This window comes from Blastococcus capsensis (assembly GCF_030165005.1).
GTDB classification, from domain to species: domain Bacteria; phylum Actinomycetota; class Actinomycetes; order Mycobacteriales; family Geodermatophilaceae; genus Blastococcus; species Blastococcus capsensis.
In genome coordinates, this window is sequence record NZ_JASNNW010000005.1 from 20,806 (window position 1) to 34,054 (window position 13,249).

The 13,249-nt window shown below is 73.1% G+C and carries 12 protein-coding genes; 10 read left to right on the forward strand and 2 right to left on the reverse strand.

Features of this window, described 5'->3' with window-relative positions; genetic code table 11:
* Nucleotides 1-126 precede the first annotated feature (126 nt).
* From QOZ86_RS05765 to wag31, 7 genes are all read left to right on the forward strand, one after another.
* Nucleotides 127-771, forward strand: a complete 645-nt coding sequence (locus QOZ86_RS05765; RefSeq protein ID WP_284491011.1) for a cell division protein FtsQ/DivIB — start codon at nt 127-129, stop codon at nt 769-771.
* Between the two features lie 405 nt (nt 772-1,176).
* A complete protein-coding gene (ftsZ, locus tag QOZ86_RS05770) occupies nt 1,177-2,484 on the forward strand; it encodes a cell division protein FtsZ (protein WP_284491012.1) in 1,308 nt (435 codons plus the stop codon).
* A 92-nt stretch (nt 2,485-2,576) separates the two neighbouring features.
* A complete protein-coding gene (pgeF, locus tag QOZ86_RS05775; RefSeq protein WP_284491013.1) occupies nt 2,577-3,308 on the forward strand; it encodes a peptidoglycan editing factor PgeF in 732 nt (243 codons plus the stop codon).
* A gap of 94 nt (nt 3,309-3,402) precedes the next feature.
* A complete protein-coding gene (locus QOZ86_RS05780) occupies nt 3,403-4,176 on the forward strand; it encodes a YggS family pyridoxal phosphate-dependent enzyme (RefSeq protein WP_284491014.1) in 774 nt (257 codons plus the stop codon).
* A 51-nt stretch (nt 4,177-4,227) separates the two neighbouring features.
* Nucleotides 4,228-4,959, forward strand: a complete 732-nt coding sequence (locus tag QOZ86_RS05785; RefSeq protein WP_284491015.1) for a cell division protein SepF — start codon at nt 4,228-4,230, stop codon at nt 4,957-4,959.
* A gap of 49 nt (nt 4,960-5,008) precedes the next feature.
* The gene (locus QOZ86_RS05790; protein ID WP_284491016.1) at nt 5,009-5,296 is read left to right on the forward strand and encodes a YggT family protein; all 288 of its coding nucleotides are present in this window, start codon (nt 5,009-5,011) and stop codon (nt 5,294-5,296) included.
* 97 nt (nt 5,297-5,393) lie between these two features.
* Nucleotides 5,394-6,122: a DivIVA-like cell division protein Wag31 gene (gene wag31, locus QOZ86_RS05795; RefSeq protein ID WP_284491017.1), complete on the forward strand. Its 729-nt coding sequence runs from the start codon at nt 5,394-5,396 to the stop codon at nt 6,120-6,122.
* 68 nt (nt 6,123-6,190) lie between these two features.
* Here the strand turns inward: wag31 and QOZ86_RS05800 are convergent, their stop codons facing one another.
* A complete protein-coding gene (locus QOZ86_RS05800) occupies nt 6,191-6,337 on the reverse strand; it encodes a hypothetical protein (RefSeq protein WP_284491018.1) in 147 nt (48 codons plus the stop codon).
* Between the two features lie 360 nt (nt 6,338-6,697).
* On the opposite strand from QOZ86_RS05800, the gene QOZ86_RS05805 reads away from it, so the two are divergent.
* Nucleotides 6,698-7,285, forward strand: coding sequence for a hypothetical protein (locus tag QOZ86_RS05805; RefSeq protein ID WP_284491019.1), 588 nt, complete (start codon nt 6,698-6,700; stop codon nt 7,283-7,285).
* 33 nt (nt 7,286-7,318) lie between these two features.
* Here QOZ86_RS05805 and ileS read toward each other — a convergent pair whose 3' ends face one another.
* Nucleotides 7,319-10,492: an isoleucine--tRNA ligase gene (gene ileS, locus QOZ86_RS05810; RefSeq protein WP_284491020.1), complete on the reverse strand. Its 3,174-nt coding sequence runs from the start codon at nt 10,490-10,492 to the stop codon at nt 7,319-7,321.
* Nucleotides 10,493-10,677: 185 nt separating this feature from the next.
* Here ileS and QOZ86_RS05815 point away from each other — a divergent pair, with 185 nt between their 5' ends.
* Nucleotides 10,678-11,484, forward strand: a complete 807-nt coding sequence (locus QOZ86_RS05815; RefSeq protein WP_284491021.1) for a cysteine hydrolase family protein — start codon at nt 10,678-10,680, stop codon at nt 11,482-11,484.
* A gap of 245 nt (nt 11,485-11,729) precedes the next feature.
* The gene (locus QOZ86_RS05820; protein WP_284491022.1) at nt 11,730-13,241 is read left to right on the forward strand and encodes a potassium/proton antiporter; all 1,512 of its coding nucleotides are present in this window, start codon (nt 11,730-11,732) and stop codon (nt 13,239-13,241) included.
* Nucleotides 13,242-13,249: the final 8 nt, after the last annotated feature.

A 13,249-nucleotide genomic window follows, 5' to 3' on the forward strand; every position in this document is an offset into this window, starting at 1 on the left:
CGGACCGGGAGCAGGCGGCGGCCCACCGGCGGCCGCCGTGCCCGCGTCGCGCCGCTACCTGACCGGCGTCCGTCCCGGCGAACAGCCCGGCACCGGCGCTCCATCAGGATCGCCACGGCGCTGACCGTGGTGGCGGTGGTGGGCTGGCTGCTCTGGCTCGGCCCGGTGCTCGCGGTCCGTACGGTGCAGGTCGACGGTACGGCCACGCTGTCGGCCGGCCAGGTGCGGGAGGCCGCACAGGTGCCGCGCGGCGTCCCACTGCTGCGCGTCGACCTCGGTGCCGTCGAGGACAGGGTGTCCCGGCTCCCGCAGATCCGCGACGTCCAGGCCGCGCGCGGCTGGCCGGACCGGGTCGTGGTCACGGTGGCCGAGCGGATACCGGTGGCCGTCGTCGGTGAGCGCGGCCGCCGGTCGCTGGTCGACGCGGGAGGCGTGCTGTTCGACACCCTCACCGGGGACGCCCCCCGGGGCGTCGTGCCCCTCGACGTGGCGGACCCGGGACCGGACGACCCGGCCACGAGCGCTGGACTGGCGGCGATCCGCGCGTTGCCCGCCGCGCTGCGGGAGGAGGTCGTCGAGGTGGCCGCTCCCGACCCGGAGAACATCAGCCTGCGCCTGGCCGACGGGACGCTCGTGCGGTGGGGGAGCGAGGAGCGGTCGGAGACCAAGGGCACGGTGCTCGTGGCGCTGCTCGACCGGATCGACGACGGCGAGCTGGACCCGGCCTCGGTCATCGACGTCAGCGCCCCGGACGCGGTCGTCCTGCGCTGACCCCCGGCGCGGCCGGCAGGTGGCCTCCCGCGCACAGCCCCGCCGACGTCGGTCGCACACCGTCGTCACCCGCCTCCGCACCGCCTCCGGCGGTCAGGACCGCCGACACGCCGGTCGGCGCGACACGCCCGACACGGACAAGTCGCCGCGATGTTTCTGGTCTCGCCCGGCGACGAGCCCGGGGGTCACGGGACGAGACCTTTTCAGCGCGAGTCGTCACGCGCGGTGGTGCCCATGTGGCCAAAGCGTCGCGAGTGTTCGGTGCGAGTCGGCCTCGTCGACACGCCGACCAGGAGATGGTGCTTGTAGCGCCTCTCCGACCCCACCTAACTTCACCTCTGTCGACCGAGTTGACATAACTGTAAGGCTGAACTTGAGGATGAGGGTCCAGTTGGGGAGCGCCGCATGACACCTCCGCACAACTATCTAGCGGTCATCAAGGTCGTCGGCATCGGCGGCGGCGGGGTGAACGCGGTCAACCGCATGATCGAAGTCGGCCTCAAGGGGGTCGAGTTCATCGCGATCAACACCGATGCCCAGGCGCTGCTGATGAGCGACGCCGACGTCAAGCTCGACGTCGGTCGTGAGCTGACCCGCGGGCTGGGAGCCGGTGCGCAGCCCGACGTCGGCCGGCAGGCCGCCGAGGACCACCGCGAGGAGATCGAGGAGGTGCTCAAGGGCGCCGACATGGTCTTCGTCACCGCCGGCGAAGGCGGTGGCACCGGCACCGGGGGCGCCCCCGTCGTCGCCTCCATCGCCCGCAAGCTCGGCGCGCTGACCATCGGTGTGGTCACCCGCCCGTTCTCCTTCGAGGGGAAGCGGCGCGCGGTGCAGGCCGAGTCGGGCATCGAGGAGCTGCGCAACGAGTGCGACACGCTCATCGTCATCCCGAACGACCGGCTGCTGCAGCTGGGCGACCGGAACGTCAGCGTCATGGATGCCTTCCGCACCGCCGACCAGGTGCTGCTCTCCGGTGTTCAGGGCATCACCGACCTGATCACCACGCCCGGCCTGATCAACCTGGACTTCGCCGACGTCAAGTCGGTCATGTCCGGGGCGGGCTCGGCGCTGATGGGCATCGGCAGCGCGCGCGGGGACAACCGGGCGCTGCTGGCCGCCGAGCAGGCCATCGCCAGCCCGCTGCTCGAGGCGTCGATGGAGGGCGCCCACGGGGTGCTGCTGTCGATCTCGGGCGGGTCGGACCTCGGCCTGTTCGAGATCAACGAGGCGGCCTCGCTGGTGTCTGACGCCGCGCACGCCGACGCCAACATCATCTTCGGGGCGGTGATCGATGATGCGCTCGGCGACGAGGTGCGGGTGACGGTCATCGCCGCAGGCTTCGACGGCGGCCGGCCCAGCTCCCGCAAGGAGGCCGCCGGTGCGGGGATGGGCACCACCTCCGGTCAGCTGTCCACCGGCGGGGCCTCCCCGTTCGCGGCACACCGCCGGCCGGTGGCGCCTCCGCCGGTCGCCGCGCCGCCGGTCGCGGCGGCTCCTCCGGTCGCCGCCCAACCGCCTGCGGCGCAGCCGGCGAGCGGGGAGCGGCTGGCCCAGTCCGCGCCCGGCGCGGCGACCGGACGGCCGGCCGCGGGAGGTGGGCTGACCGTCCCGCCGCTGCCGCCGATCCCCGGCCCTGCCGCCAACGGCCGCCGGCCGCTGTCGAACGAGGACTTCGAGGAAGAGCTCGACATCCCGGAGTTCCTCAAGGGTTAAGGACCCCGCTGCCCCCCACCCTTCGCAGGCTCAGGGTGGGACCCTGCAGCGGGGCCGTTCCAGGCGCTCACCGGGCCGTAGGGTTGGTCCCGATGAGCACGCAACCGGCCGCCCCGTCGGCGGTGCGACCCCGAAAGGTCGTCACCGACCGGCGGGGCGGCCGTTCCCGTACGCCGTACGACTCCTTCAACCTCGGGACCCACGTCGGCGACGACCCGGCCGACGTCGCCGCCAACCGGGCCCGGGTGGCCCGGGAGCTCGGGGTCGGGGAGGACCGGCTGGTCTGGATGGACCAGGTGCACGGCACGGGCGTGGCCGTCGTCGAAGGGCCGCAGGTCGGACCGCTCCCGGCCACCGACGGCATAGTCACGGCGACGCCCGGGCTGGTGCTGGCGGTGCTCGCCGCCGACTGCGTACCGGTGCTCCTCGCCGACTCCGAGACCGGCGTCGTCGCGGCGGTGCACGCGGGCCGGGAGGGCCTGCGGCAGGGCGTCCTCCCGGTGGCCCTGTCGGCCATGGCCCGGCTGGGCGCGCGGGCACGCCACGTGACCGCACTGCTCGGACCGGCGGTCTGCGGGGCCTGCTACGAGGTGCCGGCGGCGATGCAGGCGGAGGTCGCGCGGATCGCTCCGGCAGCCGCCGTGCGCACCCGCGCCGGCACTGCCGGGCTGGACCTGCGGGCAGGCGTCGAGGAGATCCTCCGCCGGGCCGGCATCCCCGAGGTGGTGCAGGACCCGCGCTGCACGGTGGAGGACCCCACCCTCTTCTCCCATCGCCGGGACGGCGTCACGGGGCGGCAGGCCGGACTGGTCTGGCTCGCGTAAGGACCGCCCTTCCCCCCACGTCTCGCAGGCTCGGCGCGGGCCCCTGAAGGGTGGCCGGTCCAGGACGTCGCCAGGCGGGGGGAGGATCGCGGTCATGAGTGCGCTCGAGGAGAACCTGCGTGCGGTCCGTGCCCGGATCGACGCGGCCGCCAGGGTCGTGGGACGGGATCCGGCGGGGGTCGCCCTGCTCGCGGTGAGCAAGACCTGGCCGGCCGACGACGTCCGCGCGCTCGCCGCCCTGGGGCAGCGGGACTTCGGCGAGAACCGGGTGCAGGAGCTGCTGGGCAAGGCGGTCCACCTCGACGACGTGCAGCCGCGGTGGCACTTCGTGGGCCAGCTGCAGCGGAACAAGGCGGCGGCCGTCGCGCGGACCGGTGCGGTCGTCCACTCGGTCGACCGGGCGTCGCTCGCGACCGTGCTGGACCGGGCGGGCCAGGAGGCCCGGCGCCCGGTCGAGGTGTTCATCCAGGTCGACCTCGGGGGCCTGGCGGGTCAGGCGGCGGCGCGCGGCGGGGCCCGGCCGGACGAGGTGCCGGCCCTGGCCGACGTCGTCGCCGGCGCGCCTGGACTGCGGCTGCGCGGCCTCATGGCGGTCGCTCCGCGCGGTGAGCAGCCGGTCCCGGCCTTCGCGCGCCTGGCCGCCGCCGCCGAGCGGCTGCGTGCGGACCATCCGGGGGCGGTCGAGATCTCCGCGGGCATGAGCGGGGACCTGGAGGAAGCCGTGGCGGCCGGCGCCACGCTCGTGCGTGTCGGAACCGCGTTGTTCGGCCGGCGCGCCCTACCCTGCGGTGAGTTCGAGGAACACCAGCCACGTGAGTCACAGCAGTCACACGAGCCGCACGGTTCCCGGACACCCGGAACGACGTGATGACGATCGTGCAGACGCGATGCTGAGGACACCAGCAGAGGGGGAGGTCCGATGGCTGGAGCCATGCGGAGGATGGGGATCTACCTGGGGCTCGTCGAGGACGACGACCCCCGGGGCTACGGCCGGTACGACTCCCGGCAGTCCGACGACCTGGACCACGACCGTGGCTACGGGCGGTACGGCGAGGACCGCTACGCCGACGACTACGTCGGTCGGTCCTACGCTGACGACGACTACGCCGGCCCGTATGCCGACGATGTCCCGCAGGTCGCCGGGGTGCCTGCCACCCGCGACCCCGAACCCCTGTCGGTCCGCCGCGTCCAGGCCCGCCCGCTGGGCCTCGCCCCGGCCGGAGCGGGCTCCGGGCCGATCGGTGCCCGCGTGAACGGCAATCTGAACAGCGGTATGACCAGCGGTCCCGTCGCCGCCGCGAGCCTCGCGGTCCGCGAGCCGGTCCCATCCCCCGAACCGGAGCCGGAGCCCGTGTCCGCACCTGTGGCCAAGAACTACCGCATCACGACCCTCAACCCGCGTACCTACAACGAGGCGCGCACGATCGGCGAGCGGTTCCGCGACGGCATGCCGGTCATCATGAACCTGACCGAGATGGACGACGCCGACGCGAAGCGGCTCGTCGACTTCGCTGCCGGACTGAGCTTCGGCTTGCGCGGTAGTATCGAGCGCGTCACGGCGAAGGTGTTCCTGCTCAGCCCGCAGGACGTCGCCGTCACGGCTGAGGACAAGGCGAAGATCCGCGAGGGCGGGTTCTCCGACAAGTCCTGAGCGGCGGAGTGGAGTCGGCACCGGGGGGTGCCCTGAACGAGCGGGGCCCGTGTCTCTTTTCTGGCAGATTCTCTCCTCGGTGCTGCTCGTCTTCCTCATCCTGCTCTTCGCGCGGTTCGTGGTCGACTGGGTGATGGTCCTGGCCCGCAGCTGGCGGCCCTCGGGCGCGGTCGCGGCCGGGCTGGAGGTCGTCTACTCCGCCACTGATCCGCCGCTGAAGGCGGTCCGCAAGGTCATCCCGCCGCTCAACCTGGGGTCCATCCGACTGGACCTCGGGTTTATGGTGCTGCTGATCGCCGTGGTGGTCCTCCGGAACGTCACGCTCGCACTCGCATGACCGCTGCATCCTCCGGGATCGTGCTGCCGGACGAGTGCGTCGCGTCGCCCGTCCCAGACCGTCCCTGCTCCCGCCGTCCGACCCGAGGTGACCTGCGATGCCACTGACGCCTGCCGACGTGCACAACGTCGTCTTCAAGAAGCCACCCATCGGCAAGCGGGGCTACGACGAGGACGAGGTCGACGCCTTCCTCGATGTCGTCGAGGCCGAGCTGGCCCGCCTGATCGAGGAGAACAACGAGCTTCGTGCCGGCGCCGACCGCGCCGGCGCTCGGGTGGAGGAGCGGCCCGAGCCGCCCGCTCCTGCCGCGCAGCCGGTCGCTGCCGCACCGCCCCCGCCGGTCCAGCAGCCGCGGGAGGACGACAGCGCGCGCGCCTCGCGCATGCTCGCCCTGGCGACCGAGACGGCCGACCGGTACGTCAACGAGGCGAAGACGCAGTCCGAGCAGATGGTCAGCGGCGCCAAGACCAACAGCGAGCGCCTCATGACCGAGGCCCGCACCAAGAGCGAGCAGATGGTCGCCGAGGCCAAGCACCGGGCCGACTCGATGATCGGGGACGCCCGCACCCGCGCCGAGACCATGGAGCGCGAAGCGCGGGCCAAGGCCGCGGCCCTCGACCAGGACGCCGAGCGTCGGCATGGCGAGGTCATGGGCACGCTGGAGGAGAAGCGCAGCAGCCTCGAGCGTAAGATCGAGGAGCTGCGCACCTTCGAGCGCGAGTACCGCACCCGGCTGCGTTCCTACCTCGAGTCGCACCTGCGCGACCTCGACACCCGTGGATCGGCCGAGCCGGCCACGGCCGGGCGGCAGAACCAGCACGCGTAGCACGTACGTACGGGGAAGGGCCCCGGACCGCCTATGGCGATCCGGGGCCCTTCGCCGTTTCGGGCCCGTCAGCCCGTGACGCTGCCGGCCCGCAGGTCGCGCACGAAGCGGCGTCGCAGCGCCAGGAGCACGGCCACCGGCACCACCGTGGCGACGAAGGCGCCGGCAGCCAGACGGTCCAGGAGGGCCCGGCCAGGCCGCGTGGCGGAGCCCATGGAAGCGCTTCCACGGCGCGGCACTGGGGCAACGCTGGGCTTCCGGCCCGAGTCGGTCGAGTTCGCCGGCGCAGGGCGGGCATCCCGGTCGAGGTGCTGATCGTGGAGGAGCTCGGCTCCGACGCTCCGCCTACGGCGGCTGGCCACCGGGGCGGTGCCCGGCACGGAGCAGGATCAGCTGGTCCTGCGGGCCGATGCGCGCCGGCCCCCGTCGAAGGGCGAGGTCGTGCACGTGACGGTCCGGCCGGGCGAAGTGCACGTCTTCTCCCCGAGGACCGGCCTTCGCGTGTCGCCGATCGAGGGTTGAGGCGCGGGCCCGCCGCCGGGCGGCGGGCCCGTCCTGCGCCTACAGTCCTCCGGGTGATCATGGGTGCCGCCCTGCTGGTGCTCCTCGGCCTGGGGATGTTCGTCGCCGGCCTCCTGACCGGTGTCACCGCCTGGTACTGGGCCTGCGTGGGCGCCTGCGCCGCCGCGGCGGTGCTCATCCTCCTGGCCCGCCGATCGATGAGCCGTGCGCCGGCACGCGCGCCCGCCGGTGTCATGCCTGCGGACGCCGCCGGATCGGCCATCGCGCCCTCCGGGTCGGCCGCGGCGACCTCCGGGACGGCGCCGTCGGACGGTCGGGCCGGGACGACGGCGAACGGCGCGTCAGCTGCCTCGGCCGTCGGTGCACCCGATCCGGCGGCCCGGCCCGACGAGCCGGACGACCCGCCCGTGGAGGAGGTCGAGGTCACCGACCTGCTGCTGATCGTCGACCTCACCGATGAAGTGCTCGTCGTCGACGAGCAGCCGCGGTACCACGTCGCCGACTGCAGGTGGCTGCAGGGGCGCAGCACCATCCCGCTGCCGCTGGACGAGGCCCGGACCGACGGGTTCACCCCCTGCGGGGTGTGCCGGCCGGACCGCACCCTCGCCGCGCGTGCGCGAGCCCGGCGCCCGAGGAACTGACCGAGGCCCCCCTTCTCCAGCCGGCGCTGGGGCTCAGCGGGCGCGGGCGATCCAGAACCGGGAGCCTCCGGGGCCCTCGACGCCCTCGCCGGTGCCCGCGGTGCCGGCGTGCACCGTGCTGGCGAGGACCTCGCCGGCCCACTGCCCGGCGTGCTCGGTGAGCGCCTGCGCCATGGCGCCGTCGGCGGTCCACGACAACTCGATCCGGTCACTCACCTCCAGGCCGCTGTTCTTGCGGGCCTCCTGGACCAGGCGCACGGCCTCGCGCACCAGGCCGGCCCGCTCCAGCTCCGGCGTGAGCGTCAGGTCCAGCGCCACGGTGAGGCCGCCGGCGCTGGCCACGGTCCAGCCCTCCCGAGGCGTTTCCGTGACGATCAGGTCGCCGTCGGCCAGCGGCACCGGCGTGCCGTCGACCTCGACGGCGGCGGTGCCGGCCCGGTAGGCGGAGACCAGTGTGGGCGCGTCGGCGGCGGCGACGGCCTTCGCCACCGCCTGCACCTGCTTGCCCAGCCGTCGGCCGACCGCGCGGAAGTCGACCTTGAGGCTGACGTCGACCAGGTCGCCGCCCACGGCCGCGAGCTCCAGGACCTCGGCCACGTTGAGTTCGTCGGCCACCTCGGCGACGAGATCGCGGGGGAGCGTCGACCAGTTCGGCGCGGCGACCACGGACCGGGCCAGCGGCTGACGGGTCCGGACCTTGGCGGAGGTGCGGGCCGAGCGGCCCAGCTCCACCAGCCGGCGCACCAGCGCCATCTGCTCGACCAGCTGGTCGTCGAGTGCCGACTCGTCGACCCGCGGCCACGAGGCCAGGTGCACCGAGTCCACCGCCGGGTCGGCCAGGCCGGGGACGACCGCGCGTGCCCAGACCTCGTCGGTGACGAAAGGCGTGAAGGGCGCCATCAGCCGGGTCAGCCCGTCGAGCACCTCGTGCAGCGTGCCCAGCGCCGACGGGTCGCCGTCCCAGAACCGGCGGCGGGACCGCCGCACGTACCAGTTGGACAGGTCGTCGACGAACTGCGCGAGCAGCCGGCCGGCGCCCTGGGTGTCGAACCGCTCCAGCGCAGCGGTGACGTCGCGCGTGACCGCGGCGAGCCCGGCCAGGGCCCACCGGTCCAGCAGGGGCCGCTCGTCGTGCGCGGGCGCCGGTGCCGTGGCCGGGTCCCAGCCGTTGGTCTCGGCGTAGAGGGTGAAGAAGCTGGCGGTGTTCCAGTAGGTGAGGAGTACCTTCCGCACGACCTCGGACAGCGTCTCGTGACCCACCCGGCGGGCCGACCACGGCGACCCGCCGGCGAGCATGAACCAGCGGACGGCGTCCGCGCCGTGCCGGTCCATCAGCGGGATCGGCTCGAGGATGTTGCCCAGGTGCTTGCTCATCTTCCGGCCGTCCTCGGCCAGGATGTGCCCCAGGCACAGCACGTTCTCGTAGGAGCTCTTCTCGAACACCAGCGTGCCCACGGCCATCAGGGTGTAGAACCAGCCGCGGGTCTGGTCGATCGCCTCGGCGATGAACTGCGCCGGGTAGGCCGCCTCGAACTGCTCCTGGTTGCGGTGCGGCGCCCCCCACTGGGCGAAGGGCATCGAGCCGGAGTCGTACCAGGCGTCGATGACCTGCCGGACCCGCCGGTAGGTGCCGTCCTCACCGGGCACCGTGAAGGTGACGTCGTCGATGTAGGGCCGGTGCGGGTCGAGATCGGACAGATCGGTGCCTGCGAGCTCGGACAGCTCGGCCAGCGAGCCGACCGCGATGATCCGGCTCGGGTCGGCGCCGTTGCGCCAGATCGGCAGGGGAGTACCCCAGTACCGGTCCCGCGACAGCGCCCAGTCGACGTTGTTGTGCAGCCAGTCGCCGTAGCGGCCGGTCTTGATGCTCTCCGGGTGCCAGTTGGTCTTCTCGTTCTCGGCCAGCAGCTGGTCCTTGATGGCGCTGGTCCGGATGTACCAGGACGGCTGGGCGTAGTACATCAGCGGCGTGTGGCAGCGCCAGCAGTGCGGGTAGCTGTGCTCGTACCGGATCTCGCGGAAGAGCACCCCGCGGGCTTTCAGGTCCTCGACCAGCGCGGGGTCCGCCGCCTTGAAGAAGTGCCCTCCCACCAGCGGGATCTCGGCCAGGAAGTGGCCCGTGCCGTCGATCGGGTTCACCACGGGCAGGCCGTAGCCGCGGCAGACGGCGAGGTCGTCGGCGCCGAAGGCGGGGGACTGGTGCACCAGTCCGGTGCCGTCGTCGGTGGTGACGTAGTCGGCCAGTACGACGAAGTGGGCGTCGCCCTCCGGGAAGTCGACCAGCTCGAACGGCCGCCGGTAGTGGGTGCGCTCCCAGTCGCGCCCGGGCGCCCGGCCGAGCACGTCGGCGTCCTCACCCAGGACGGCGGCCAGCAGCGGCTCGGCCACGACCACCGGGACGTCGTCGGAGCCGGCGGCGCGGGCGACGACGTAGCTGACGTCGGGGTGCACGGCGACGGCGGTGTTGCTGGGCACGGTCCACGGGGTCGTCGTCCAGACCAGCAGGTCTGCCTTCCCGGCCCACTCGCCGTCGAGGATCGGCAGCCGCACGTACACCGAGGGGTCGGTGATCGTCTCGTAGCCCTGGGCGACCTCGTGGTCGGAGAGCCCCGTGCCGCAGCGCGGACAGTAGGGCGCGACCCGGTGGTCCTCGACCAGCAGCCCCTTCTCGAAGACCTGCTTGAGCGACCACCAGACGCTCTCGATGTAGGCGGGGTCCATCGTCCAGTAGGCGGTGGACATGTCGACCCAGTAGCCCATCCGGTGGGTGAGCTCGGTGAACGCGTCGACGTGCCGCTCCACCGACGCCCGGCACCGCGCGTTGAACTCGGCGATGCCGAACCGCTCGATGTCGGGCTTGCCGGCGAAGCCGAGTTCCTGCTCCACCGCGATCTCCACGGGCAGGCCGTGGCAGTCCCAGCCGGCCCGCCGCGGTACGGAGAACCCTTGCATGGTCTTGAACCGGGGGAAGACGTCCTTGAACGCCCGCGCCTCGATGTGGTGGGTGCCCGGCCGGCCGTTGGCGGTGGGCGGCCCCTCGTAGAAGGTCCACTGCGGGCGGCCGGCGGACTCCTGCAGCGACCGGTCGAAGACCTTGTCGGCCGCCCACCGTTCCAGGATGCGGTGCTCCAGGGCGGGCAGGTCGACCTGCGGGGGCAGCGCCCGGAAGGGGCTCTGGTGATCGGGCTGTGCGGCGGGGCTGCTCACGCCTTCCATCATCCCAGTCGTCGCGAACCAGGATTTCCCCCGGATCCCTGGCCCGGTCCCCAGCGAGTCGGGTGCCCAGCGCCACCACGACTGGCACGGCTGGGGGAGCGACGATCCTCCGCCCCCCGAGTGTTTCCGTTCGGACTCGGTCGCCGGGGTGGATTCGGCCGTGGAAAAGTCATGCCATGGGCACCCCGACACCGGACGACGTCTTCATCGCGCCGCACCTCGAGTCCTCCGCGCTCCTGGTGATCGACACCCAGGTCGACTTCCTGGACGGAGGTGCCAGCCCGATCGCGGGCACGACGGATCGGCTGCCCCAGATGACCCGCCTGGTTGCGGCGTACCGGTCGGCCCGTCGACCGATCGTGCACGTGATCCGGCTGTATGAAGGAGATGACGTCGACCTGGTCCGCCGCACCACCATCCAAGGTGGAGCGCCGATCGTGCGGCCCGGGTCGGCCGGTGCTCGGATCGCTCCCTCTCTGCTGCCCGACCCCGACGTCGAGCTCGACGCCGCCGTCCTTCTCGCGGGCGGGCTGCAGGAGGTCGGGTCGAACGAGGTCGTGATGTGGAAGCCGCGGTGGAGTGCCTTCTACCGCACCCCCCTCGATGACCACCTCGGGAACCTCGGGATCGATACCGTCGTCCTGGCCGGCTGCAACTTTCCGAACTGCCCGCGCGCCACGATCTTCGACGCCAGCGAGCGCGACTACCGAGTCGTCGTGGCTCAGGACGCAACGTCCCAGGTCACGCCCGATCGGCTCTCCGATGCCCTGCAGCTCGGCGTGTGTGCCATGTCCACCGAGGCTGTGGTCGGTGAACTGGCCGCAACCCGTGGAGCGCCGGTTGCCGAGCTCCGGCCCGCTGGTGCTGGCCGGCGCGTCATCACATCCCAGGAGGAGGTCGCCGAACTAGCGGCAGCCGGCGTGCGGATCGACAAGCGTCAATTTCGGGCCGACCTCGACCAGGTGATCGACCAAGGACTGTGACGTGAGATCCGGGCGGCTCGGCACCTCGGTCGCCGCCGCCGTCGGCGAAGGACGCGAGCCGCGAAGGCTCGGTCCGCGCAGCTGACCATCGTCCCTGCCGGTCGCCGCTTCCCGCGCAGCTGACCATCGTCCCTGCCGGTCGCCGCGTCCCGCGTCCCGCGTCCCGCGCTCCGACGTGCCGCACCGACGCTGGCTGACCATCGAGGATCTGCCCTGCGGGAGACTGCTCCCATGAGGGGGCTCCGGTGAACACGACCGTCATCGTCGCCCTCGCCGTCGGGGCCCTCGTCGTCCTGCTGGCGGCGGTCGCGCTGCGGGTGGCCGACCGACTGGGCCTGCCGAGCCTGCTGCTGTACCTGGCGATCGGGGTGGTGCTCGGCGAGAGCGGTGTGGGCGTCGAGTTCGAGGACTACTCGCTCGCCCAGACCCTGGGCGTGGCCGCCCTGCTGGTCATCCTCGCCGAGGGTGGCCTGACCACCCGGTGGGCCGACGTCCGCAGGGCGGTGGGCCCGGGCCTGACGCTGGCCACGGTCGGCGTCGTCGTCAGCATCGGTGTCACCGCGGCCGTGACCGTCTGGCTGCTCGGCTGGTCGTGGGGCTTCGCCCTGCTGGTGGCCGCTGTCATCAGCTCGACCGACGCCGCCGCGGTCTTCGCGACGCTGCGCCGGCTGCCCCTGCCGCGCCGGGTGGCCGCGTCGCTGGAGAGCGAGAGCGGGCTCAACGACGCGCCGGTGATCCTGCTGGTCGTCGTGCTCTCCGACGTCCTCACCGGCGGGGTGACCGGGCCCTGGTGGCTCGTGCCGGTCGAGGTGGTCACCCAGCTGGCCGGCGGGGCGGCGCTCGGGGTGGCCGTCGGGTTCGGCGGCGCGGAGCTGCTGCGGCGGGTCGCGCTCCCGCTGTCGGGCTTCTACCCGCTGGCCACCCTCGCGCTGTGCGTGCTGGCCTTCGCCGGGGCGTCCCTGGCGCACACCTCCGGCTTCGTCGCCGTGTACCTATGCGGTCTGGTGCTCGGCAACGCCACGCTCCCGCACCGCTCCGCCAGCATCGGCTTCGCCGAGGGCATGGCCTCGCTGGCCCAGATCGGGCTGTTCGTGATGCTGGGCCTGCTGGTCTCGCCCTCGCGGCTACCCGAGGCGGTCGGTCCGGCTTTGCTCGTGGGCGGCGCGCTGCTGCTGCTGGCGCGGCCGCTGGCGGTCGTGGCCAGCCTCGGCTGGTTCCGCTTCCCGCTGCGCCAGCAGGTGTTCATGTCCTGGGCCGGTCTGCGCGGCGCCGTCCCGATCGTCGTGGCCACGTTCCCGCTGACCGCCCAGGTGCCCGGCGCCACCGTCGTCTTCGACACCGTCTTCGTGCTGGTCGTGGTGTTCACCCTCGTGCAGGGCTGGTCGCTGCCCTGGGTCGCCCGCCGGCTGGGCATTGCCGCACCGGTGGCGCCCCGCGAGATCCAGGTGGAGGCGGCGCCGCTGGAGGAGCTGGATGCCGAGCTGATGCAGATGACCGTGCCGGCCGGCTCCCGGCTGCACGGCGTCTACCTGCCGGAGCTGCGGCTGCCCGAGGACGCCGCGGTGGTGCTCATCGTCCGGGACGGCCGGTCGTTCGTGCCCGACGAGACGACCCGGCTCATGCGCGGTGACCAGGCCCTGCTGGTGTCGGCGCGGGCCTCTCGCGAGGAGGCGGAGCGGCGGTTGCGGGCGGTGAGTCGCGCCGGTCGGCTGGCCAGCTGGCGGGGCGAGGCCGGTCGCCCGGACGACACCGACTGAAGTCAGCG